Source organism: Actinopolyspora alba (assembly GCF_900112765.1).
Lineage (GTDB): Bacteria > Actinomycetota > Actinomycetes > Mycobacteriales > Pseudonocardiaceae > Actinopolyspora > Actinopolyspora alba.
On sequence record NZ_FOMZ01000008.1, the window covers coordinates 16970 to 40442 of the forward strand.

At 69.0% G+C, this 23473-nt stretch carries 19 protein-coding genes; 10 read left to right on the forward strand and 9 right to left on the reverse strand.

Going from position 1 to position 23473, the window contains the following annotated elements; all coding sequences use genetic code 11:
• Positions 1–8 precede the first annotated feature (8 nt).
• From BM150_RS13105 to BM150_RS13115, 3 genes are all read right to left on the reverse strand, one after another.
• Positions 9–956, reverse strand: a complete 948-nt coding sequence (locus BM150_RS13105; RefSeq protein ID WP_092927560.1) for an ATP-binding cassette domain-containing protein — start codon at positions 954–956, stop codon at positions 9–11.
• Between the two features lie 72 nt (positions 957–1028).
• Positions 1029–1649: a TetR/AcrR family transcriptional regulator gene (locus BM150_RS13110; protein ID WP_245755474.1), complete on the reverse strand. Its 621-nt coding sequence runs from the start codon at positions 1647–1649 to the stop codon at positions 1029–1031.
• 81 nt (positions 1650–1730) lie between these two features.
• Positions 1731–3149 (reverse strand): carboxypeptidase regulatory-like domain-containing protein, encoded by a 1419-nt coding sequence (locus tag BM150_RS13115; RefSeq protein ID WP_245755475.1) that lies wholly within the window; start codon positions 3147–3149, stop codon positions 1731–1733.
• Positions 3150–3526: 377 nt separating this feature from the next.
• Here BM150_RS13115 and BM150_RS13120 point away from each other — a divergent pair, with 377 nt between their 5' ends.
• Complete coding sequence (locus tag BM150_RS13120) at positions 3527–4192, forward strand: TetR/AcrR family transcriptional regulator (RefSeq protein WP_092927562.1); 666 nt, start codon at positions 3527–3529, stop codon at positions 4190–4192.
• Between the two features lie 455 nt (positions 4193–4647).
• Positions 4648–6099: a hypothetical protein gene (locus BM150_RS13125; RefSeq protein WP_175496807.1), complete on the forward strand. Its 1452-nt coding sequence runs from the start codon at positions 4648–4650 to the stop codon at positions 6097–6099.
• On the opposite strand, the gene BM150_RS13130 is transcribed toward BM150_RS13125, so the two are convergent.
• From BM150_RS13130 to BM150_RS13140, 3 genes are all read right to left on the reverse strand, one after another.
• On the reverse strand, positions 6080–8173 hold the full coding sequence (locus tag BM150_RS13130) for an IucA/IucC family protein (protein WP_092927563.1): 2094 nt from the start codon (positions 8171–8173) through the stop codon (positions 6080–6082). The genes BM150_RS13125 and BM150_RS13130 overlap by 20 nt on opposite strands.
• Positions 8170–10161 carry an IucA/IucC family protein gene (locus BM150_RS13135; RefSeq protein ID WP_245755476.1) on the reverse strand — a complete coding sequence of 664 codons (1992 nt, stop codon included), beginning with the start codon at positions 10159–10161 and terminating at the stop codon, positions 8170–8172. Before BM150_RS13135 ends, BM150_RS13130 begins: the two co-directional genes overlap by 4 nt.
• 224 nt (positions 10162–10385) lie before the next feature.
• Positions 10386–12365 carry a cation:proton antiporter domain-containing protein gene (locus BM150_RS13140; RefSeq protein ID WP_092927565.1) on the reverse strand — a complete coding sequence of 660 codons (1980 nt, stop codon included), beginning with the start codon at positions 12363–12365 and terminating at the stop codon, positions 10386–10388.
• 219 nt (positions 12366–12584) lie between these two features.
• On the opposite strand from BM150_RS13140, the gene BM150_RS13145 reads away from it, so the two are divergent.
• From BM150_RS13145 to BM150_RS13155, 3 genes are all read left to right on the forward strand, one after another.
• The gene (locus tag BM150_RS13145; RefSeq protein ID WP_092927566.1) at positions 12585–12803 is read left to right on the forward strand and encodes a hypothetical protein; all 219 of its coding nucleotides are present in this window, start codon (positions 12585–12587) and stop codon (positions 12801–12803) included.
• A gap of 46 nt (positions 12804–12849) precedes the next feature.
• Positions 12850–13185, forward strand: a complete 336-nt coding sequence (locus tag BM150_RS13150; protein WP_092927567.1) for a DUF8129 domain-containing protein — start codon at positions 12850–12852, stop codon at positions 13183–13185.
• A gap of 385 nt (positions 13186–13570) precedes the next feature.
• On the forward strand, positions 13571–14749 hold the full coding sequence (locus BM150_RS13155; RefSeq protein WP_175496808.1) for a hypothetical protein: 1179 nt from the start codon (positions 13571–13573) through the stop codon (positions 14747–14749).
• A gap of 189 nt (positions 14750–14938) precedes the next feature.
• Here the strand turns inward: BM150_RS13155 and BM150_RS13160 are convergent, their stop codons facing one another.
• Both BM150_RS13160 and BM150_RS13165 read right to left on the reverse strand, forming a co-directional pair.
• Complete coding sequence (locus BM150_RS13160; RefSeq protein WP_092927568.1) at positions 14939–15784, reverse strand: formate/nitrite transporter family protein; 846 nt, start codon at positions 15782–15784, stop codon at positions 14939–14941.
• Between the two features lie 188 nt (positions 15785–15972).
• Positions 15973–18717 (reverse strand): helix-turn-helix transcriptional regulator, encoded by a 2745-nt coding sequence (locus tag BM150_RS13165; protein ID WP_245755477.1) that lies wholly within the window; start codon positions 18715–18717, stop codon positions 15973–15975.
• Between the two features lie 188 nt (positions 18718–18905).
• On the opposite strand from BM150_RS13165, the gene BM150_RS13170 reads away from it, so the two are divergent.
• From BM150_RS13170 to BM150_RS13185, 4 genes are all read left to right on the forward strand, one after another.
• Entirely contained in the window at positions 18906–19571 is a 666-nt protein-coding gene (locus BM150_RS13170) for an esterase/lipase family protein (RefSeq protein ID WP_092927569.1), read from the forward strand.
• 246 nt (positions 19572–19817) lie between these two features.
• On the forward strand, positions 19818–20600 hold the full coding sequence (locus BM150_RS13175) for an exonuclease domain-containing protein (RefSeq protein WP_092927570.1): 783 nt from the start codon (positions 19818–19820) through the stop codon (positions 20598–20600).
• Between the two features lie 2 nt (positions 20601–20602).
• Positions 20603–21310 (forward strand): DUF5710 domain-containing protein, encoded by a 708-nt coding sequence (locus tag BM150_RS13180; RefSeq protein ID WP_092927571.1) that lies wholly within the window; start codon positions 20603–20605, stop codon positions 21308–21310.
• A 43-nt stretch (positions 21311–21353) separates the two neighbouring features.
• Positions 21354–22184, forward strand: a complete 831-nt coding sequence (locus tag BM150_RS13185; RefSeq protein WP_092927572.1) for an MOSC domain-containing protein — start codon at positions 21354–21356, stop codon at positions 22182–22184.
• Between the two features lie 107 nt (positions 22185–22291).
• On the opposite strand, the gene BM150_RS13190 is transcribed toward BM150_RS13185, so the two are convergent.
• On the reverse strand, positions 22292–22582 hold the full coding sequence (locus BM150_RS13190; protein ID WP_092927573.1) for a helix-turn-helix domain-containing protein: 291 nt from the start codon (positions 22580–22582) through the stop codon (positions 22292–22294).
• Between the two features lie 60 nt (positions 22583–22642).
• On the opposite strand from BM150_RS13190, the gene map reads away from it, so the two are divergent.
• Complete coding sequence (gene map, locus BM150_RS13195; protein WP_092927574.1) at positions 22643–23410, forward strand: type I methionyl aminopeptidase; 768 nt, start codon at positions 22643–22645, stop codon at positions 23408–23410.
• Positions 23411–23473 lie beyond the last annotated feature (63 nt).

Sequence of the window (23473 nt, forward strand, 5' to 3'; positions counted from 1 at the left end):
CCCGTCGCTCAGGCGGCCGGTTCGGCGGAGTGGTGGGCAAGGTTCAGGTAGACGTCGTCCAGCGTGGGCTCACCGAGGCCGAGGCCGCTGACCTCGATTCCGGCCTCGTCCAACGCGCGGACCACGACCGCGAGTTCGTGCGAGGCGTTGACCGGGGCGGTGATGGCGTTGCGCTGTTCGTCGTGCACCGGGCTGAGCCCGGCACGGCCGAGCGCCTCGAGGGCACGAGCGGAATCGGCGGCGTCGGCGAGCGTGGCGGTGGCGGTCCGCTGCCCCACCTCGGCCTTCAGCTCCTCGGCTGTTCCGGAGGCGATGACCTTGCCGCTGGAGAGCACGGTGATGGAGTCGGCGAGCCGGTCGGCCTCGTCGAGGTATTGCGTGGTCAGCAGCACCGTGGTGCCGTCGTCGACCAGGTTCTCCACGATCTGCCACAGCCCCATCCGGCTGGTCGGGTCCAGCCCGGTGGTCGGCTCGTCGAGGAAGATCACGTCCGGATGACCGACCAGGCTGGCCGCCAGGTCCAACCTGCGCCGCATACCGCCGGAGTACGTCCGGGCGGGCCGCTTGGCCGCCTCTGTCAGCTCGAACAGGGTCAGCAGCTCCTCCGCCCGCTGCTTGGCGGCGCGCTTGGTCGCTCCCAGGAGCCTGGCGATCAGCACCAGATTGTCCAGTCCGGACAACTGCTCGTCGACGGCGGCGAACTGGCCGGTCAACCCGATGCGGGCACAGACCTGCCTGCTCTGCCGCACGACGTCGTAGCCCGCGACGCGCGCTGTTCCGGCGGTCGGTGGTGACAGGGTGCTGAGGATGTTGACCAGCGTGGTCTTGCCCGCACCGTTGTGCCCCAGCAACCCCAGGACGTTGCCCTGGGGGACTCGCAGGCTCACGTCCTCGAGAGCCTTGAACTTTCCGAAATCCTTGGTTACGTTTTCGACCTCGATGGGCGGTCTTGCCATTGTTTCCCTCTCACCGGTTCGGGCCGGTCGATGTCGGGGTTTGAGACGTCGGGGCTTGAGATCTCGGGGGCGCTAGGCCGCCAGCGCACCGCGCAGCAGCACATCGATGCGCGGGGCCAGTTTGGCGCGCGCCTCGTCGTCGGAGTTGCCGGCGAACCGCGCGCTCAGCAACAGGCCGAGCAACATGGCCGCGACGTCTTCGACGGGGACCCGCAGCCGTTGCTCGTCGGGAGCTATCAGTGCGGCGAACGCATCGGTCAGTTCGAGCACGAAACGTGGCGGCTCGTGCCGCGCGGCCCGCTTCGCATCGTGGGTCTCGCGCTGGTGCAGATCGTAGTCGGAAGCGGCCAGATTGCGCTTCAGTTCACCCAGTCTGTCGAAGTGGTCGAGCACCAGCGCCGCCCCTTCGGTCAGTCTGGCGTCGATGGACTGGCTCGTTGATATCTCCCTTATCCGAGCACACACCTCGTCGGTGCGGAACGCCTCCGCGAGACAGGCACGGAGCAACTCGCCCTTGTCCGTGAAGACCCGGAAAACCGTCCCCTCCGCCACATCCGCCGCCTGGGCTATGGCCCGAGTGGTCACGTTCGCGCCCTGCTCGGCGAGCAGGGGCAACGTGGCTCGAACGATTTCGGTTCGCCGCTGTTCCGAACTCATCGCCGGAGCACGGCGGCGGGACTCCTGCGTGCTCACACCCCCATCATAATGAGTGAGTACTCACTCAGCAACCTGCGCGGGCGGGTGCCCGCGGTCGAACGGACACCCGGTCGGCGTTCAGGAAAGAACCCCGGCACCGCTCACGCCGACCGGCCGGACGCTGCGACTGGCGGACTCGCTGTCCAGCAGGAAGTCGCACCGCTCGACGCACCCCTGACGAGCTCGCAACCTGTCCACAGCGGGCTCCAACCCTGCCGCGGCGGCCACCACGGTGATCGACTCCACGGGAAGGTCGTGCACCCGGTACTCCCCTTCCGGGGAGGTCAGCATCCTCGCGATCTGGACACCACGTCCATCCGTCACGGTGACACTGGCACCCGGCACGGCAGCCCCGGAACCGTCGGTCACCGAACCGGCGAGCGTGCGGTGGTGCGCCGGTTCGGGAGCCTCCAAAGCCGGGTCGACGGTGACACCGCTCTCGTCCCCGTGCTCGTACTCCTCGCCGGAAGTCCGCCCGGCCGACTCACCGGACCGCTCCCGCTGCTCGCCGTCCCGCTGTTCGTAGGTCCGCTGCTCGGTGGTCCGCGCCGCGCGCCGCTCGGCGCGGAAATGATTGAACACGACCAACGCCACACCGAGTACCACCCAGGCGCACAGCACGAGCGTGCCCCGCGCCGCCCCGGCACCGTCGAAGTAGAGAATGCCGCGCATCGCGTCCACGGCATTACCCAGCGGCATGATGTGGTGCAGGAACTGAAAGATCGGGTGCACGAAGTGCAACGGGATAGCACCACCGCTGGAGGGCAGGCTCAGCAGCACGAAGAGCCCGATGGCCACGCCGGGTATGAACTGCTTGACGATCGGCACCAACCCGTAGGCGGTCCAGGCGATTCCCTGCGTGAGCAGGAAGCCGACCAGCAGCAGCAACGGGTCGTTGTGGATGACGTCCAGCGAGAGCGCTGTGAAGTAGCAGATCAGCGTCGAGACCATTCCGAAGCCGACCATCGATCCCAGCTTCTGCCGGGTGGTCAACTGTGCCCGCAGCAGCATCATCACCAACACGTAGGGGGCGATGTTCAGAGCCATCAGGCAGTAGAACAACCCGGTCCCCATCACGTCCCCGGGAGCGGTGGCGGCCAGATCGGTCGTGCTCAGCCGCTGCCCCGCCCGGGCGGCCACCGGGGCGAAGGACTGCCGCAGCATCTGCACGGCCATCCTGCCGTTGGCACTGGCGTAGAACATCTCGCCGTCGGCCGGATCGTAGGCGGCTACCACGTCCCGGTCCAGCACCGCCCGTCGCGCGGCCTGCTCACTGGAGACGGCGGATATGTCGTAACCGTCCGGAACCGAGTTGCCGAACGAGACCTCGATACCGGCGGCGGCCTGCTCACCGACCACAGCCACCGGCACGTTGTGCGGCGCGGGCGCGTGGAACGGGATCAGGTAGAACACCATGAACCCGACGACGAAGAACATCGGGAACCACAGCGTCGACGCCAACTTGCGAGCCAACGACTTCAGCTCTTCCTTCGGCACACCGGCTCCTCGCCATGATCGCGGAAAAGATTGCGAACGGTGGACCGTGGAGCCACTGGTCGATCACCGACGCGACGGGGCGCCCGGGAACCACTCACGAGCCGATCGACACTCGGCCCGGCCGGGATGGGAGTCCACGAACCGCTGACCGTTAGGCAGCACCGCTCCCGGCGCCGTAAGGCACTCTAACAGATCGGTGCAGCGACTGCAAAAATGCAACTACGCATATTCATGGTGATCGGCCCCACACGCCCGGTTTGTCCGAGCACTGCCCGGTTTGTCCGAGCACTGCCCGGTTTGTCCGAGCACTGACAGCCCCACTACGATGAAGCCCCAGCTCAGCAGCGGCGGCATCGCAGCAGCCAGGGAGAGGGCACATGGCCAGATCAGCGCACACCGCGCCCGGCACAGCTGGAACCACTCCGGCCTCCGACGCGGGTGAAGCTGGCTCCGGTGGGCTGCGCGAGCGCAAGAAACGCGCCACCCGCCAGGCCCTGCAACAGGCGGCCGTCCGACTGTTCCGCGAGCACGGCCCCGGCGCGGTCACTGTGGAGGACATCTGCGCCGGCGCCGACGTCTCCCCACGGACGTTCTTCAACTACTTCACTTCCAAGGAGGAAGTACTCGTCCCGTGGGATCGGGACACCATCGACAGCACCTCGACACGCGTCCTGGAACGGCCTCCCGAGGAGGAACCGCTCGAAGTGGCCCGGGCGGTGCTCGGCGAGGCCATCGGCACGGCGATGAACGGTCCCACCTGGCGTGATCAGGCCGTCGTGCTTCGACACCACCCCGAACTGATCGAAAAAATCGTGACCTCGTTCCGCACGTTGGAGGCCTCGCTGGCCGAGGGCTTCGCCGCGCGACTCGGCAGGACCACCGAGGACGTGTACGTGCGGCTGCTGTCCGCCACGACGATCACCACGCTCCGGGTCTCGGTGCAGAGCTGGCAGGACTCCGAATCCGACGAGAGCCTGCGGCACTACCTCGACGAGACCTTCGAACGACTGCGGCAGGGACTGCGTCCGAACGAGCTCGGCTGACTCATACCACTCCGCCCCCCTGGCCGCGACCGCCCCATACTCACATTCGAGCGGTTCCCCGAAATCATGGAACCGAATTCACTTTACATCGCGGCAAAACCGAAAACATCGGTTCAGGGCGTGATCTCGCACGAGCGCATCCGCTGGTTGATGAACAATATTTCCGGCGGTTGGTACTCATCGAAAAAGAAATGAACGCCGCGCGGTGACACCGGAAAACGATCGAGCGTTTCGGAACGACACGCGCTATGGTGCTTGACACCGGCCGAGAACGGCACTGAGCGGCAACGCCGACTGTAGAACCCGAAACGGGACCAAACGCGACTACTCGCACTGTTCTTGCGGTGAGAGGGGAAACAGTGGCGGTCACCGAAGTAACGCGGGACGAAAAATCCTCACCTTCATTTTCCAGTAGTGCACTACCAAACCGATCGGGAAAACGGGAAACCGCGCTGGTGGCCGGTGGTGCGGCACTGCTCGCCGGACTCGTGTTCATGCTCGTGCGAGGCGGACTCACGGACGACGCCTACATCACCATCGACTTCGCACGTAACCTGGCCCTTCACGGCCACTGGGGAATGATCCAGCAGGAATTCTCCAACACCGCCACCTCGCCACTGAACGTGCTGGTACTGGCGGCACTGACCTTCCTGCTGCGGCAGCCCGTGCTGGCACTGGGCGCCCTCTTCGTACTCGCCAACGCGGTCCTGGCCGTGGCACTGCACCGCTCCGCACGGCACAGTGATTTCTCGCGCCTGACCGTGGTCCTCGGCACACTGCTCGTGCTGACCAACCCGTTCCTGCTCTCCTCGGTCGGGTTGGAGATGACGCTGGCCTCCGCGCTGCTGGGACTGCTACTGCTGGGGGCCACCACACACAACCGGGTGTTGTTCGGCGTAGCGGCCGGGCTGCTCGCGTTGACCAGGCTGGACCTGGGCGTCTTCGTCGTGGTGTTGCTGTTGGGTCGCCCCGCGCTGTGGCGGAAATTCTGGCGCTGGCTGGTGCCCGCCTGCCTCGTATCACTGCCGTGGTTCGGCTTCAGCTGGTTCGCGTTCGGCTCGGCCGTGCCCGACACGCTGGTACTCAAGCAGATGCAAGAAGCCTGGGGCAGCTGGAGCTTCGGCAACGGACTGCGACTGTACTACGAGGTGTATCCCGCCGCGACCATCGCGGCGCTGAGCACGGTGGCGCTCGGAGCGCTCGCGCTGCCGGTATGGCTGGTGACACGACTGCTGCGCAACGCGAAAGCGCACAGGCTGCACCCCTGGGCGCTCATGGGAGTGGGCGGGGTAGCGCACTTCTACGCCTACACCACGCTCGGGGTTCCGCCGTACCACTGGTACTACGTTCCGAGCATGCTAGGTCTCACGGTGTTCCTCGCCGGCGTGATCGGAGCCGTTACTACGGGGGCCGCCCGACAACGACGGGGAATTCCGGTGCTGGCCGCGACTGTGGCGGTGGCCCTGGGAACCGCGATGTTCGCCAACCAGGCCAGGATCGTGGTGGAAACCGGGATGCCCTGGCAGCGCGCCACGATCACGACCAACTGGGCGACACCGGCGGACTACGCCAGGATCGGGAACCTGCTGGAACAGCGGATCGGCGACGCCACGGTACGCAGTCCCGGCGAGATCGGGACTCTGGCCTACTTCTGCGAATGCTCCATAGTGGATGGACTGTCCGACCGTGGATACCTGGCCGATGACGTCAACAAGCGCATAGCGGAGGCCGGACCGGTTACCGGAACCCTGCTACGTGCGAACTACCGGAACTTCACTCCCGTGGAACCGCGCGAGGTCAACTACGTCCTGACCAGGGTCATGGGCCGCGGACCCGTCCCGGCCTGGAACATCGACTCACCGTGGACCGAGCCCGCACACCTCGTGCTCAAGAAGGTGGACCACTGAGCCCCTCGGCTTGAACGGAGTCCCACTCGGGCAACGGGCCGGACATCGGGTTGGGCTGCGGCAGGTAGACATCCCCCTCGTCAGGGCGCAGCCGCATGGTGGCCAGCGCCTTCTGCGGCAACTCGGGAGCGGACAGCGCCGCGAGATCCGCGGCGAGCGCCGCGCCACCCCGTTGCCCGACCCGTGCGGCCACTGCCGAGACCGCCTCACGCACGATCCGCCACGCCACCGCTCCCGGCAGGGCGCACGAACGCTGCAGCAGCGACACCACCTCGGCCAGGTTCGCCTGCAACGTGGCGTGGCACATCTTGGCACGCAGCACCGCCGGATCCTCGGTGGTCGTGACTCCCGGCCGCGTCGTCGGCACCTCGTGGCCCGCCGCCCGCAGCCGACCCGAATGCACTCGCACACCGGCGAAATCACGCAGCAGCAGCCGGGCCGGGCGGGAACGCCGCACCACTACCAGGGTGTTCTGCAGATGTGCCTCCACGGCGATGCCGTAGCACGACAGCAGCGGCAACGTGGCGGCGAGCAGCGATTCCGCGTAGTCCCGCAGGAACCATCTGGCCACTTCGGCGCGTGTGACGCGGTCGCGCAGCGCCACGGTGTCCACCAGCTCCACCAGCAACGGCTCCCCCGAGACGGGCGAGAGTGCCAGCAGGGCGGCGGCGGTAACGGCCTGCTCGTCCTCGTGGAGCGAATCAGCGGGGTCCTCGCGCAGCAACGCGGACAGGCCACGCCTCCGACCGGGCGAGGCCGAACCGCCTTCCGACGGCTCGAAGGCGATCCCGGCGAGGTCGGGGACGACCCCCGCACCACTCGACAGAACCCGATCCGCGGCGAACAGTTTCCGCAACAACGTGCCGACCACGGGGCCGTCCCGGGTACTCTCCGGCGCGATGGTGCGCCTGGCCGAGGTCAACAGCACGTCCAGTGCCGTTTTGACGGTCAGCCGTCGCCCGTGCCTGCCGGGACGATCGGTCACCAGGGTTCGCACCGAGAGAGTGGGTCTGCACGGCAGCCGCGGCTCGTCGAGCAGCAGCAGCGCGCCCGAGGAGAGTTCGGCGGAGTACTCGCGCGGCACGACCTCGCGCGCCTGCCAGGGATGCACCGGAATCAGCAGGTAATCCGACGGATCAGCACCCCGTTGAAGCAACTCCCGGCGCGTTCCGGCCGCCAACGCCGGAAAGTGCTCGGCGAGTAGCTCGCCGACCGAACGCCCGGACTCGTCCGGTGTGGACCGCACGAAACCACGCCGCACCGCCGCGAAGCGCAGCTCGACCACCCGCCCGGATTCGGCGGTGTAGCGCGTGGAGTCGACGGCGGAGAAGCCGCCCCGCACCTTGCCGCAGGGATGCGTGTTGTGCCCCTCGACCGTCAGCGCGTCCAGCTCGAGCGTGACCTCACTGGCGGAGTGCCGGAACGCCAGCGTGGGTAGCAGACCCGTGGTTCCGAGAGCGGTGGCCCGAAGAGCCACGGCCGCCGCCCCGCGTCGAACCGTCGCGCGGGACAGCGCCAGATTCCGGGCGGAATCGGCGAGTTCGTTCCGCAGCCCGCGCCGGTCGTCGGCCTCGGTCCCGGGTCGCAGCACGTCGATCAGCTGTCCTGGCCGTTCCAGTTCGACTGGCGCGGCACCGTCGTCGAACAGCACCGGCCCGTGGACCCGGTACAACCCGAACGGTGAGTCCGCCGAGCACACCGTCACGAGCGTGCCGCCGTTCAGCCGCACCAGCACCGACCCGCCCTCGCGAGAGCGCCACCGGATCCGCAGTGCCCCGACGGCACCGCTGGACAACCCCAGGCGGTGTGCCACCGCCTCGTTCGAGGCATCGTCCCGGGGAAGAGGGAGTCGGAAAACCTCCACAGCACCGGGCAGCAGTTGTTCGCGCAACAACGCGGCAAGGGCGTGGTGAGCGGTGTCCCGCCGCGCTGCCGGCAGTTCCGCCACCCAGTCCTCGGCCAATTCGGCGTCCTCGGCGCGTAGTTCGCGCAGCATCGCTCGCTCATCGACGTCGAACGAGTCCGAATCCCCCGGGAAGGGGACCTCACCGGTGAACACGACCTCGCGAGTCATGTCGCCGACAACGGGTTCGGAGCGGAAACGTAGCGCTGCTCGGTGACCAACCCGGCCAGGCGCATCCCCAGCATCGTCTTGAGCCGCCACGGCCGGTCCAGCAACGCCTCGGCGTCGGAGTCGCAGTCCGCGACCTCGTCCTCGTCGGCGGCCGTGGTTCGCAACCGCTCGAAGACGCCCGCGGCGCTCCCCCGCACCACCCGCCACAGCGGTTGTTCCGAACAGCCGGTGGCGGCGGCAGCGGCGGCCACGAGCTCGCCGAGCTGATTGCCGAACAGCGGGAAGTACAGCTTGTCGCGCAACGCCGCGGCATCGGTGCCCGTCAGCGCGGAATCCCGGTGCGGGGCGAACTCGTGACCGCGCCGTCGCAGCCGCTCGGACAGCACCCGAACCCCGCCGATGTCCCGCACGAAAAACCGGTGCGGCAGGCCGTCGCGCAGCACCAGCACGCTGTTCTGCGGATGCGGTTCCAGCGCGATGCCGTAGCGCACCAACAGCGCGAGCAGCGGGAACATCCCCAGCTCGAGGTGCAGCCGCAGCCAGCGACGCGCGGTGTCGAGAGCGGACTCCGCTCCGTCCTCCCGGCCGTTCCGTAGGCCGGGGTTCAGTTCGGCCAGCACATCGGCGAGCACGTTGTTGCCGGTCAGCGGGGAGCGGGCGAGCAGTGCCGCCACCGGCAGCGCCACCTCACCGCCGGCCATCGACGCTCCCGGGTGCTCGCGCAGCACCGCCGCCAGTGAACGGGCACGCGCCCTGTCACGATCCGCGTCCCCCGTCGAACCGGTGGGCCGGTGTCCGACGGCGGCGAGTTCCCGGCACACCGCGAAACGCGGTAGGCCGTGCTCGTCCACAGGTGACAGGTCGGGATCCCGCGACACGATGCGGTCGAACAGCGCGGACAGCTCGGGTCCGTTGTGCACCGCCCCCGGTGAGACCCCGCGCACCGCGCCGGTCAGCCGTATCTCGACGGCGGTTTTGACCTGCAATCCCGGCGGGCGTTCGGGTTCTCGGGCCTCCAGCGTGCGCAGCGACATCAGCGGGCGCGCCGGGACGGTGGCGTCGAGCACCACAGCGGTTCCGGCGGCGAGGGCCTCCCCGTGCAGTTCCGGAATCGCGAACCGCAGCTGGTGCGGGTGTACCGGGATCAACGTGTACGACGCGGGGGAAATCCCCCGGCCGAGCAGCTCCGACTCGGCTGCCTCGGTCGCTCGCGGAAAGGCGGCACGCAGCTCGCGCCACATCGCCCCGGCACCGTCGAGCTCACCGGTGTGGTCGGCGCCGGAGACCGCGTGCCGGGCCACCGCCACCAGCCGCATGTCGAACCCGACCTCGAACTCGGGAGCGTACCGGCGCTCGTCGGCCGCGCCGAGACCGGTCCTGACCTTGGCCACGGGCTGCATCGGGTGCCCGTCGATCACCCACTGCTCGAAGGAGCCGAGCAGCGAATCGTCGGAGCCGTGCCTCGTGCGCAGCTCCCCGAGGAGCGCGGTGAACGGTCGGCATCGGATGTCCACGGCGGAAGCCGAGTCGCGGAGCTCGCGGGCACGCGCTCGTTCGGCACGCAGCGCCCGCGCCAGCGCCGCCACGCTCTCCGCGACATCGGCGCGAAGCCGCTGCCATGCGTCCGGATCCCCCGCGAGCAGCTCCAGCCGCAGCAGCGCATCGAGCAGTTCCGCTGGATCGAGCAGCGTACGTGGCTGTGCCGTGCCCTCCGACAACGTGATCGGCCCGGTGGGAGCGAGTCTGCCCGTGGCGGTCACCCGGGACAACGGGATCCGGAGTCCGCACCGGGCGGCGTGCTCGGGATCGAGCAGCCCTTCCCGGACGAGCGCGGACACCAGTCGCGCCAGCACGACCGGTCGGGCGGACACGACCCCCGGAGCACGGTAGTCGGTGGCGGGTGGTGCGGTGCCGTCCCGGCGACCGGCGCCGCGCCGGTGCGCCGCACCCGAGACGGACGGCACCACCTCCGCACGATCTGCGCTCACTCCCTCAGCGTGATCACTCATCGGATCGAGGGCAACAGCCCCGCGCAAACTCACCCGCTTCGCGTAGCGGTGTGAACCACAGCCACACGGCGGGACGTCGAGCACGCGGAGCGGGCCGACCGAACGAGCGCACGCCCGAGGGAGCACTGCCCGGGTGATCCCCGAGGGAGCACTGCCCGAGGTAGCACGGCAGCCGGGACGGGGTTCCGGCGGTCGGGAACGGATCACCGCCTCGGGGAACGCTCCAGTCTGGCCAGGTCTAAGTAGCACCACGCCCAGTTCTCGTCCGGTTCCGCCGAGGCCACGATCGGATGCGTGCACGTGTCCGCGTGCGCACTGGCGTGCCGGTGCGGCGAAGAATCGCAGCACCCCACGTTGCCGCAGTGCAGACACGTCCGCAGGTGCACCCAATCGCGCTCGCCGAGCCGCAGGCACTCGGTACAGCCCGCCGAGGACGGCAGCACCGGCTCGATCTCGGTGGCGTGCGGACAGGCCGTGGCCGGATCGACCCGGAAGTCCACCGGGGTGTTCGGGTCCGGGTAACCGGCGGAATCGAGCCGCCCGAGGCGCCGCAGCACGGTATCGGTCAGCGGGTGTGCCACGGCGCCGACAGTGTCGACGATCCGATCGACCCCGGCAGGCACGAGTTCCTCCGCACCGGCGCGATCGATCGGACGCACCACGATCGACGTCTCCGGCGCGAACCGCGCGACCACGGCAGCGATTCGGGCGGCCTGTTCCCCCGCGTTCTCACAGATGACCACCAACCGCGCCGTCGCCAGCCCGGCCTCGTGCAGCACGTTGCCGTGCGTGGAATCACCTCGCACCACCCGGTCGGCACGCCGCTCGGCGTCCGCGGCCAGCTCGGGGCCGAGCGTGATCACCACCACCGGAATGTCCCGGGCACGCAGCTCGGTGGTCAGCGCGGCGGCGACCTCTCCCCATCCGGAGACGATCACATGTCCTCCCACGGCGCCCGACGGCTCGCCCGCCGCCGTTTCCCCGGTGGGACGACGCCGCCGCAGTGCCTCGGCGAACCGCTCGCCGAGAGCGGCCAGCACGGGGGTGAGAATCATAAGCGTCACCGTCACGGCCACCAGCACCTGCTCGCCGTCGGCTCCCATACCCAACGGCTCCACCCCGGCCGCACGCCCCGCGCTCTGCAGCACGAACGAGAACTCACCGACCTGGGCGAGCAGGAAGCCACCCGCCACCGCCGTGGGCAGCCCGACCCGCAGCGCCAACAACGCGACTCCGCCGGTGATCAGCTTGAGCAGCACGACCGCGCAGGCCAGCAGCAGGATCAGCCACCACATCCGCAGTACGGCACGCAGGTCCACCAGCATCCCGATGGAGACGAAGAACGTGGCGCTGAACAGGATCTGCAGCGGCAGCACCTCGCCGAGCGCGTGTGAACTGTGCTTGGACTCGCTGACCACGAGCCCGGCCAGGAAGGCGCCGAGCGCCACGCTCACCCCGGCCAGCGAGGTCAGCCAGGCCGTTCCGAGGCCGATGGCCACCACGGCCAGCAGGAAGACCTCGGGAGAGCAGGTCCGTGCCACGCGTTCCAGCAGTGGTGGCATCACCTTGCGCGCCACCACAAGCACCACCACCAGCACCACGAGCGCGGTTCCCAGCGCGCGCAGCAGCTCCAGCACGCCGCCGCCGGAGCCTCGGCCGAGCAGCGGCACGAGCAGCACCATGACCACCACGGCCAGGTCCTGAAAGATCAACGTCGCGATCGAGGTCCCGCCCACCGTCGTGGTGGTGCGTCCCGACGAGGACAACACCTTGAGCACGATCGCGGTCGAGGACAGCGCCACGAGCAGCCCCGTGAGCAGCGCGGGACGCCACTCGACGCCGAAGAGCAACGACACCGCCGTGGTGAGCCCGACGGTGAGCACGACCTGCAACCCACCGCCCAGCAGCACGTAACGCCGTATCGAGGCCATGCGGTCCAGCGAGAACTCGATGCCGATGGTGAACAGCAGCAGCATCACGCCGATGTCGGCCGCCGCGCGGACCACTTCGGAGTCCGAGACCAGTCCGAGTTGATGCGGCCCGATCAACACCCCCGCCAGCAGGAACCCCACGATGGGCACGATCCGCAGCCGGATGCTGAGGTAACCGATCAGTCCCGCGGCGCACAGCAGAGCCACGATCGGCCCCAGATAGCCGGTCGTCTCCCCGGCAGCGAGCACCATTCACCCCACCTCGATTCCTTCCGGCCGGAAAGCCCTGCATACGCCAGGCACCGGCAGCTCGCACGCGGAAAGGATCCCGCTCGCCCGCTCCCGCCCGCCGGGAACGTTCGCGGGCGTCCCTCCACTGGGAATCATCGCCGACTTCTCGGATGCGTAGCCGGGGCGCCCACGGGGTAAACCTCCACCACGACCCGTGAAGCGACACCGGGAGGAACGGGAATGGTCAACACCGCTCACTTCATCACGGCGACCGAGGACGACAACCCCGTCCTGACGGTGCGCGACGACCGGGGAGCCGAGGTGACCGAGCTGGAACTGCCACCGACGGTCTCGGGACCGGTAGAGGCCGACGACGAGCTGCTCGCCGCGGGCTGGTCGCGCAGCGCGGACTGGACCACCGCCGACGACGGTTGGGTGGCACCGGTCGTACCCGCCTGAACACGTACCCCGATCCGGCCGCACGAACGTGCGGGAAGGAGATCCAGTGACGGCACGACTACCGATACCGGACTACGACGAGATGCCGCTCTCCACCCTGGGGCATCGCATCCGATCCCTGACCGAGGACGAGCTGAACACCCTGCTGGAGCACGAGCGGGCACACGCGGCTCGTGTTCCGGTGATCGAGCAGCTGACCGGCAGGCTGAACGAGTTGCGGCAGGGTGCGGAGCCCACTCCGGGTCCCGAGGAGGAGCCCTCCGACGTGCCGGGCCACAGCCGTTCGGGCTCGGAGGTGACCCCGGAGCCACCCCGCGGCAAGGGACGGCCGACCGCGCACGGTACCCGGTCGACGACCGGCAAGGGGATCGAACACGACTGAGTGATGCGAGCAGTCGTGGTCCGTGGTTACGTAACCGGCACGCACGGCGATCCCGCACCGGCTGGTGCCGATTTCTCGCGAAATCGACGCCCCGTTGCGGCGGGGTGGCCCGGGACCGCTGTAGGGAAGCGACCGTGCGGGTCGCGGCGCCAGTGTCGCCGGTGCGGTACTCCCAGCACTCCCGCGGCCCGAACTCCCACCGCCCTTCGCCATCGGCACCGCCGCGGGTCCTGCCGTGCGGCTCTCGCGAGGACGGTCGGAGACGTTGTGTAGGTCGCTACCCGATGTCGGGGCATCCGCTCACGAGCCGTGCGAGAGGTTCCGCCAAGCGAGCGACCACGAAAAGCGAGCCGAGTAACTCTCAATCGCCGGGAAGGAATGTGCAGTGGCATCACTGGGGTTGGTCAGCGATCCGGATTTCCCCAGTCACGTCGCCGACTCGCTGGCCGAAAGCCTGCCACGGTATCTGACGGAACGCCTCGACGAGGCCGAGTGGTCGATCGAGCTCGTCAGCGACCCGGTCGCCGCGGGCCGCAGCAGCGGCAAGGAGATCCTCGACGCGACCGAACGGCAGCGACGGCTGCACGGCTGGGACTACGCGGTCGGGGTGACCGATCTGCCGTTGCGGCAGGAGAAACGACCGGTGCTTGCCGACATCGGACAGGAGCACGAGCGGGTCGGGGTGATCTCGCTTCCCGCCCTCGGCGGGTTCCAGCCGCAGCGCAGGGCGAGGCAGCTGTTGGCCAGCGTTCTCGCCGAGCTGACCGGGAACGATGATCGGACCGACAACGGCCTGTACAGTCCACCGACCGAGGTACTGGCTCCCATCCGGCGGGAACGTGCCTCCAGTGACTCGATCGCGGTGCGCTACCGCTCCACGAGACGACGCGGCAGGGCACGGCTGCTGTCCGGCATGGTGCGCAGCAACACACCGTGGCGGCTGGTGCTGGGCATGTCCGGAGCGCTGGCCGCCGCACTGGCCACTTCCGTGTTCGGGTTGACCTCGAGCACGGTCTGGCAGATCGCCGACATGCTGGGGCCGTTCCGCCGGGGATTGCTCGTGGTCCTGGCGGTGGCGCTGATGGCGACGTGGCTGATCGTCACGCACAAGCTCTGGGAGAAACCGCGCTACACCGCCGACCGGGAACAGCGGATGCTGTACAACTCCTCCACCGCGCTGACGATCGTGACGGGGGTGGGCTGTCTGTACGTGGTGCTGTTCGCGGCCAACCTGGCCGGGAGCCTGTTCCTGATCGACCCCGAGCTGCTGAGCAGCAGCCTCGGCGGAAGCATCGGAATCGGCAACTACCTGGGGCTGGCGTTGGCCGCCACCTCGATGGGGGTGGCGGCGGGTGCGCTCGGCTCCGGTCTGGAGGACGACGCCACGGTGCGTCGCGCCGCCTACGGCTACCGGGAGGCGCAGCGCCGGGCGAACCAACAACAGACCGAGCAGCGGGAGCAGACCGGCTACCCGGATCAGGCCGGGGTCCGACAACAGACCGAACAACAGGACCAGAACGGGAGCCGGGAGGGGACCGAACAGGACTCGGACACCGAGCGATGAACCGGAGCGCACTCGGCGCGTCGGGAAGTTCAGGAACGGCTACGTGCGGAGTCGGGCGAAAGTCCGGATCGTGGTCAACCACGGATGAGGTCGACCTGGATGAGTTCCTCGTCCAGGACGAGGCCGTCGATCGCTTTCCAGACATGGTCGGCGGTGAGCGCCGCACGTCCGTACCACTTCATGCACCGATCACGGGCGGCGGCTGGCGGGGGCGGCACGACGCCACTCGTAGAGCCGCTCGTGGCTGCGAACCAGCCGCAGAAAGGTCGTCAGCCCTATCCCGCCGACCGCGTTGCCGAGGACGGTCCAGCCGAAGAACGCGATCCAGGAGCCGTAGCCGTACCCGGCACCGGCGTGAATGCCGCCGAAGATGAAAAGCGTGTCCAGCACGGAGTGGTACATGCCCAGGCCCGCCACCAGGAACGCCGTGGCCAGCGAGGCCAGCACCCGGGCGACGTCGTCGTCGGTACCGATGCGCATCCTGGTCAACAGCGTCATCGTGCTGCCCGCCAGCACCGCGAGCAGGAAGGTGCGCAGGTCGAAACCGGATTCGGCGAACTTCTCGCCGGTCTCGATCGCCACCGAGCGCAACCCGGGGAAGGCGACCACCACCATCCACATGCTCACCCAGCCTCCCAGGAGGTTGCCCACCAGTGTCGCCAGCCAGAACCGGGCCAGCCGCCACCAGCCCGCCTCGCGGGCCAGCACCACGGCGATGGGCACCAGGAAACCCTCGGTGAAGAGCTCACTGTTGCCCAGCAGCAGCGCGATGAAACCGACTCCGAAGGCGATCCCGGCCAACAGTTCGCTGCCGGTGGCCTGTTCGACGTAGAGGAAGGCGAGCACCCCGAGCGAGATCTCTACTCCGGCGATGGTGCCGCTCGCCAGCAGCTCGGGCATGGTCCGGAACAGTCTCGGCCTGCCCCGGGCGACGATGGTGTCGAAGGCGCGCTCGACCTCGTCCTCCCGCAGCGGGGCGTGTCGGCCCTTGCTGTCCGTCCGGGACCGTTCCTCTTCCGACTCTTGTTCAGCCATGACTCTCCGAGGGGTTTCGCTGGTGCGCGTCCTCCAGATCGGTACCCGAACAGCTCGCGGAGAAACCCGAACGACTCACCGGGAACGCGAACGACTCGCCGAGAAGCACGGAGTTCGAACCGACAGCCGCTCGGGCACGCGTGCTCGCCGGACCCGAACCCTCGACAGGGCACCGCGACAGCGACAGGTCACCGCAACAGCTTGGCCAACTCCGTCCGCGAACGCACTCCGAGCTTGGCGAAGACGTTGCGCAGGTGGTGTTCGACGGTGCGGTCGCTGACGTAGAGCAGCTCGGCTATCTCCCGGTTCGTCGCACCCTCCGCCACGAGCCGGGAGATCTCGGCCTGCCGCGCGGTGAGCTCGTTCACCGCCCCCGGTGAACGCGTGGGCACCGAGCGCCCGGTGGCACGCAGCTCGGCACGCGCCCGCCGGGACCAGGGTTCGGCACCGTACTCGTCGAAGATGGTGCCCGCCTCGTCGAGCAGTTCGCGTGCCGCGGCGGGTTTGCGGGCGCGCCGCAGCCTGCCCGCGTAGAGCAGTTCCGTCCGCGCCAGTTCGAGCGCCCCGCCGCTCTCGCGGTGCGACTCGATGGCGGCGCGGAACCGCTCGTCGGCATCGGCGGCCCGCTCTGCCAGCAGTGCGTGGCAGCGGTGGGACAGCGCCATTCGCGTGGTGCTGCGGGTGGAACTCACCCAGTGGTCGAAGGCGCCGAGCAGCCGCACGGCGTCGTCGGCTTCACCGCAGGAGACGGCGGCCTCCACGAAGTGCGGAGCCGCCAGCACCCGCACCGCCGGGTTGAAGCCGCCGATACCGGAGTCCATCAGCCGCAGCCGGTGAACGGCCCGCACCGGACGGCCGTGCGCGAGCTCGGCGCACGCCGCGGCCCAGGAGCAGAAGGCATCCGGCCTGCCCAGTCCCCGGCTGAGCAGGCCGTGTTCGGTGGCCTGCTTGAGTCGGATCTCCACGGTCTCCGGTTCGCCGCGCAGCGCCGCCACCAGCGCCAGCAGTGCGAGGTGGTCGATCATCCGGTTGCGCTGGCCCAGTGCGCGGGAGATCCGCACTCCTTCCAGCGCGCTGCTCTCGGCCTCGGCGTAGCGCTCCAGCAACAGCGCCGACAGCGAGACGTAGACCGAGGCCCAGGGCAGCTGAACCGTTTCGCCCCGCTCCTCGGCGGTGCGCTGTGCACGGGTGGCCAACCGGTAGGAGACGGCCGGGTCGCCCAGGGTGAACGCCGCGTTCCCAGCGAGGACGAGTGGAGCGGGTTCGGTGGCCCGATCAGCGAGTCGGATCACCTCCCGCAGAGCCGGGGCGGCGATCTCGTGCCGCCCCTGGAAGGTGGCCGACATCGCGGTGAAGTTGCGCAGTATCAGCGCGGTGTCGGGGGAGTCCTCGGGTCTTCGCAACCACTCGGCTCGGGAGGCGAGTTCGTAGTACTCGCGGTAGTCGCCCGTCACGCAGCAGGCGTCGCCCGCCAGCATCAACGCGGTGATCGCGAGTTCGCGGTCGGTGTCGAGCAGCGCGCTGGACGCCTCGGTGAGTTCGCGTACCGCCGTGGCCGGTTTGCCGTCGCACAGTTCGACCCCGCCGCGCAGCAGATCGCGCATGCCGCGCGCCCCGGTCGAGCGCACCAGCGCTCTGGCTCGGCGGGTCATCACCAGGGCACGGCGCGGCTCGCCCCCGGTCCACGCGTCGTGACCCGCCGCGAGGATCCGGAGCCCCTTCGACTCGTCGTGGTGGCTCAACGCGGCCGCTCGCTCGTACAGCCGTGAAGCCCTGTCGTGCTCGCCGTCGCTCTCGGCCTCGCGGGCGGTGCGTTCCAGCTCGGTCGCGAGCCGTTCCGGGGAGTCCGCGCTCACCTCGGCGCGGTGTCGCGGCGCGGGGGTGCGGTGACCGCCACCTTCGAACCCCCGGGCGCCTTCGATCTCCCGGGCGAGGGACAACCGGGCACGCCGCAGCTCACCGGGACAGGCGTCGGTTTCCAGGCAGCGTCGGCTGAGTTCACCGGCCGGTCGCGGCCCGCCCTCCCCCAACTCGACCAGGCCCGACCCCGCGGCGGTCGACCACGCGTGCGGATCCGCCGCGGCGAGCGGTGCGGCGGCGAGCACCTCCTCGTGGTCGAGCCTGTCGTGGACCACGGTCAGCATGACCAGTTCACGCGCGAGATCGGGCAGGCTCCACAGTCGACGCCGTGTCTCGCCGCGGAACCTTCCGTCGTGCGGTGGTACGAGAGGTGCCGGGGCGAGCCCGACCGACTGTCGCGCGGTGAGGGCGCGCGCGAACTCCACCAGGGCGAGCGGATTCCCCTCGGAGCTCGCGACGACCTCCTCGGCCACCTCGGGCGACGGTGGGAACTGAGCTTGCCCGTACAGCAGTCGCATGCCGTCGGAGAAGTCCAGGGGCGCCAGCCGCGAACGGGGTATCCCGTCCAGCGGTTGCCCCGGGTCCTCGTGGACGGGCTCGGCGGTCAGCACCAGCAGTGCGGACAGTCGTTCGATCCTGCGCGCCAGCAGTGCGAGCACCCGCAGCGAGGGAGTGTCGAGCAGGTGGGCATCGTCCACCCGCAACAGCAGCGGGCCGTGATCGAGCAGCCGCCCCAGTTCCCGCCAGAACCGTTGCCACGCCACGGATTCGGTCTCGTCGATCGGGAACTCGGGAAGGGGTGGGCTGCCGTGCGGCGGGGAGATCCGGTTCAACCCGGCGAACGGGATGTCGCGCTCCGCCCGGACACCGGTCAGGTCCAACGTCGGCAGTCCCGTCTCGACGGACAACTGTTCGAGCAGCACCGATTTGCCGCTGCCGTGGGCACCTTCGACCACCATCGCGGCTCCGCCGCGCGCCCGCCGATCGGCCGTGCGGCGCAGCGCGGCCAGCACCGAGCTACGGCTGTGCAACCGGATCGGTGACCCGGTCTCCGCGGTGATCCCGACCGACATGGCCACAGTGTGAACCGTGAGTAACACCACGAAAAGACGCAACAGGACGAAAATCGACAACACCGTTCGCGTCCGGGAAGAAGGTCCTCGAAGGCGCTCGCCCGAACACTGGTGATTTCACCGATGTGCCAGACCCGCCGTCCGTCACAGACTCGTCGCGTCCTGTCCGAGATCGCAGAGGAGGACTCATGCGCAGGATACTCGGCGTACTGCTGGCGACTGCCGCGATGGCGGCGTTCGGTTCCTTCGGGGTGGCCAACGCGGCCGGCCCGAATCCGGTGGTGTTCGTGCACGGCTACACCGGCAGCGCCTCCAACTGGACCACCGCCCAGGCGCAGTTCAGACTGAGCGGCTACTCCAGCTCCGAGCTGTACGCCTTCGAGTACGACTGGAGCCAGTCGAACAAGCGGAGCGCGGCCGAGCTCGCCTCGTACGTGGACAACGTGCTCGCCGAGACCGGTGCGAACAAGGTCGACATCGTCAACCACTCGATGGGCGGCCTCGTCACCCGCTGGTACATGAAGGAGCTCGGCGGCCACACCAACGTGGCGAACTGGGCCTCGCTGGCCGGGGCGAACCAGGGCACCACCTCCGCGAGCGCGTGCCTGATGTACGCCTCCTGCCGGGAGATGACGCCCGGTTCGTCCTTCGAGGAGCGGCTCAACTCCGGTGACTGGACTCCCGGCGAATCCGACTACGCCACCTGGTACTCCCCCGCCGACGGAGTCATCATCCCCTACACCAACACCCGGGTGCTGGGTGCGGACAACAACCACGTAGTCGGCCAGACCCACATCGGCTTCCTGACCGACATCAGCGTGCTCGGTGAGGTCATCGACTTCTTCGAGGAGTGAGGAAACCGTTAACGGGCGATCCTCCGGGATCGGCCCGACCCGGCGCCGAGGAATCCCGCCGTCGACCGTTGTGCCCACCCCCGCACCGAGGGTGACGCGGGGTTTTCCTCGGAACAGCCGGATACTCCACCGGTGCCGCGCACGGCCCGCGCCGTGCGCGGCACCTTCACGTGTGATCGGGCCTTTCGTCGCGACCGGACACCCACGGCTGGACACACCACGTGGCAGGGCGGGTACTTTCGAATCATGGACGATTCCGGTGTTTGCTGGGCCGACGGCCCGCTGCTCGCCTTCGATCTGGAGACCACGGGCGTCGATACGGACACGGACCGCATCGTGACCGCGACGCTGATCTCGATCGTCCCGGGGCGCGATCCCGTGTCCAGCAACTGGCTCGCCGACCCCGGAATCGAGATCCCGGAGGAGTCCAGCGGGGTGCACGGCATCACCACCGAGCACGCGCGCAGCCACGGCAGGTCCGCGGCAGCGGTGGTGGACGAGCTGGCGACCACGTTGTCGGAGTCGTGGGGACCGAGCACCCCGCTGATCGCGTTCAACGCGAGCTTCGACCTCTCCGTGCTGCACGCGGAGCTGCGCAGGCACCACGGCCGTGAACTGTCGGTCGCCGGACCGGTCGTCGACCCGTTCTGCATCGACCGGCAGCTCGACCGGTACCGCAAGGGCAAGCGGACCCTCGGTGCGTTGTGCGAGCACCACGGGGTGCGTGCCGACGGTGCGCACACCTCCGACGGGGACGCGCTCGCCGCGGCGAGGCTGGCATGGCGGCTGGCCAAGAGCTACCCCGAGCGGGTCGGCGAGCTCCCCCTGGAGCGACTGCACGACAACCAGGTCGGCTGGTACCGGGAACAAACCAGGAACTTCGCGGACTACCTGGACAAACAGGCGGGCAAGGTCTCGGAAGCCGCCGAGGCGGAAAGACTGCGGCAGCGTGCGGCGCGGGTTCGCGAGGACGCGGACTCCTGGCCCGTGCGCGCACGTCCGGAACCGAGCACCGTCCCGGGGGCGTGAGCATGCCGGAACGTCACTGGCTGGACGTGCCGTTCGCCGAGAAGGACGAGGCCAAGGCGCTGGGCGCTCGTTGGGATCCGCGTGCGAAACGCTGGTACGCGCCCCGGGAGGGCATGTCGGCGCTGCGCCGCTGGGAGGCGCAGCCGGAGGTGCCGGAGCTGCTTCCCGGTGAGGACAGGGAGTTCGGCACCGGCCTGTTCGTGGACCTCGTTCCCTCGTCCTGCTGGTTCACCAACGTGCGTTCGTGCGTCACCGCCGGGGATTGGGAAAGGCTGCGGCGGATGATCGTGCGCCGCGCCGGGTCCGCGTGCGAGATCTGCGGAGCGCCGGAGGACCGTTCGGTCCCCCGCAGGTTGGAGGCGCACGAGCGGTGGTCCTACGACGAGAACGAAGCGGTGCAGGCGCTGCGGCGGTTGATCTGCCTGTGCGACGCCTGCCACACCGTCACCCACTTCGGACTGGCACGCATACGTGGTCTGGCGGAGAGCGCCCTGGAACACCTGTGTGCCGTCAACGGGTGGAGCCGCGACGACGCCGAGGAGCACATCGCCGGGATGTTCGAACTGTGGCACCGGCGTTCCACCCGCGAGTGGCGGTTGGACCTGAGCATGCTCACCGAGGCGGGGATCACCGTCGTGCCGCCGCCTGATGCCGAGCAGCGATCGGACATCGCCAGGCGTCGCCTGGACGGATCGGGGCGACCGGGCTGACGGAGAGTTGTAGCTCGGTGCCGCCGCCCCTAGACTCGGCGCGATGCCCCAGGTTTCGGAGCTGGTCCGGTATCCGATCAAGGGATGTGCCGGTAACTCGTTGAGCGGTGTCGATCTGACGCCGAGCGGACCGCGTCACGACCGCGCGTTCATGGTCACCGACGAGAACGGGGTGTTCCGGACGCAGCGGGGGAGTCCGGCGCTGGCGAGAGTCCGTCCCGAGATCGACCACGACGGCGGACTGCTCACGCTTCGCGGTGAGGGGGTCGAGGAGCTGATCCTCGGGGTGGACACCGAACCGCCGCGTCGTGAGGTGACGCTGCACGGGATGAGCTATCGGGGGATCGACCAGGGCGAGGAAGCGGCGGAGTGGTTCTCCGAGGTGATCGGTGCCCACTGTCGACTGGTGTGCGTTCCTCCGGAGCACGAGCGCACCACCGACGGGCTCACCACGGGGACCTCCGCCTACGCCGACAGCTGCCCGCTGCTGGTGCTGTCGGAGTCCACTTTGGATGAATTGAACGACAGGCTGGCGGCGAGGGGCGAGTCCGGGCTGCCGATGGACCGGTTCCGACCGAACATCGTGATCTCCGGTTGGCGACGGCCCCACACGGAGGATCTGGCACGACGGGTCACCATCGGCGAGACCGAACTGGGCTACGCCAAACCCGCGAAACGTTGCGGGGTCACCAGGGTCGATCAGCGGTCCGGCATCAAGACGGGGCCCGAACCGATAAGGACGCTGGCCGAGTACCGGACCTCCGCCACCCGAACCGGCGTGTTCCTGGGCAGCAAGTTCGCGGTGCTGCGCACGGGGAAACTCTCGTTGGGTGACGAGGTCCTCGTCGACGTGTGGGGCGAATCGGAGCTGTAACCGCGTCGCTCGACGGATCGTCGAACACCCCGCACCGTCGGGCGAAACCGCTCACTCGACGAAAACGTCCTTCGGCCTCCGATCTGGTCGCGGTACCGAGCGGCCGGTCAGGAGGCGTCGGTTCGCCCGGGCTCGCCGTGCGGCGGGTCATCCGGCGCGGTGTCCGTGTGCAGCGCCAGCCGATCGAGGGAGATGTCCAGCACTCCGGCCAGTGCGGCGATGGTGAAGAAGGCCGGCGTCGGTATGCGTCCGGTCTCGATCTTTCGCAGCGTCTCCACCGAGATCCCGGCTTTCTCGGCCGTACGGTTCATGCTCTCCGGCCCGCGAGCGGCGCGGATCATCGCACCGAGCCTGCGGCCCCGGTCCATCTCGTCGGAACTGAGTGGCACTCGTACCATGCACCCAATAATAATACCGGTATTGTTATTGGAAACAGCGCGGCACGAGGAGAAGACAACGTGATCGAACTGAAGACGCCCGGACAGATCGCGAACATGCGGACGGCCGGGAGAGTGGTGGGGCAGGCCCTGCGGGAGGTCCGCCGGAACGCCCGGGTGGGCACGACTCCGCTGGAACTCGACCGCACCGCCGAGGCGGTCATCAACGAAGCCGGGGCGGTACCGGCGTTCCGGGGATACCAGCCCTCCGGGGCGCCGACACCGTTTCCCGGGGTCATCTGCGCGAGCGTCAACGACGCGGTCGTGCACGGCATCCCCGACGACACGGAACTGGCCGACGGCGACCTGGTCAGCATCGACTGCGGCGCCTTCGTGGCCGGGTGGTGCGGCGACGCCGCGATCAGCTTCACGGTCGGCTCGGCGGAACCCGCCGACGAGCAGCTGATCGACTCGACCGAGGCCGCGCTGCGGCGTGGCATCGAGGCGGCTCTCGTGGGCGCGAAGCTCGGCGACATCGCCCACGCCATCGGGGCACCGGCACGCGCGGAAGGCTACGGACTACTGGCCGACCACGGCGGCCACGGCATAGGTCGTGCCATGCACGAACCACCCCACGTGCCGAACGAGGGACGGCCAGACCGAGGCTTCCGGCTGCGTCCCGGCCTGATTCTGGCGATCGAGCCGATGCTGCTGTCCGGGGGTCGTGACCACTACCGCACCGACCCGGACGGCTGGACGCTCCGAACCGCCGACGGCGGCCGGGCCGCCCACTGCGAGCACACGGTGGCCGTCACCGAGGACGGGCCGGTGGTGCTGACCGAGCCATGAGTCCCGCGCCATCACGGATATAAACTGACAGATATTGACATCTGTCATCGCATGAATGAAACT

What these genes read in the sequence shown, in the direction of transcription:
- BM150_RS13105 (WP_092927560.1), bottom strand. Translation starts at nt 956, where the DNA reads ATGGCAAGACCGCCCATCGAGGTCGAAAACGTAACCAAGGATTTCGGA.
- BM150_RS13120 (WP_092927562.1), top strand. Translation starts at nt 3,527, where the DNA reads ATGGCCAGATCAGCGCACACCGCGCCCGGCACAGCTGGAACCACTCCG.
- BM150_RS13130 (WP_092927563.1), bottom strand. Translation starts at nt 8,173, where the DNA reads ATGACTCGCGAGGTCGTGTTCACCGGTGAGGTCCCCTTCCCGGGGGAT.
- BM150_RS13140 (WP_092927565.1), bottom strand. Translation starts at nt 12,365, where the DNA reads ATGGTGCTCGCTGCCGGGGAGACGACCGGCTATCTGGGGCCGATCGTG.
- BM150_RS13145 (WP_092927566.1), top strand. Translation starts at nt 12,585, where the DNA reads ATGGTCAACACCGCTCACTTCATCACGGCGACCGAGGACGACAACCCC.
- BM150_RS13160 (WP_092927568.1), bottom strand. Translation starts at nt 15,784, where the DNA reads ATGGCTGAACAAGAGTCGGAAGAGGAACGGTCCCGGACGGACAGCAAG.
- BM150_RS13165 (WP_245755477.1), bottom strand. Translation starts at nt 18,717, where the DNA reads ATGTCGGTCGGGATCACCGCGGAGACCGGGTCACCGATCCGGTTGCAC.
- BM150_RS13170 (WP_092927569.1), top strand. Translation starts at nt 18,906, where the DNA reads ATGCGCAGGATACTCGGCGTACTGCTGGCGACTGCCGCGATGGCGGCG.
- BM150_RS13175 (WP_092927570.1), top strand. Translation starts at nt 19,818, where the DNA reads ATGGACGATTCCGGTGTTTGCTGGGCCGACGGCCCGCTGCTCGCCTTC.
- BM150_RS13180 (WP_092927571.1), top strand. Translation starts at nt 20,603, where the DNA reads ATGCCGGAACGTCACTGGCTGGACGTGCCGTTCGCCGAGAAGGACGAG.
- BM150_RS13185 (WP_092927572.1), top strand. Translation starts at nt 21,354, where the DNA reads ATGCCCCAGGTTTCGGAGCTGGTCCGGTATCCGATCAAGGGATGTGCC.
- BM150_RS13190 (WP_092927573.1), bottom strand. Translation starts at nt 22,582, where the DNA reads ATGGTACGAGTGCCACTCAGTTCCGACGAGATGGACCGGGGCCGCAGG.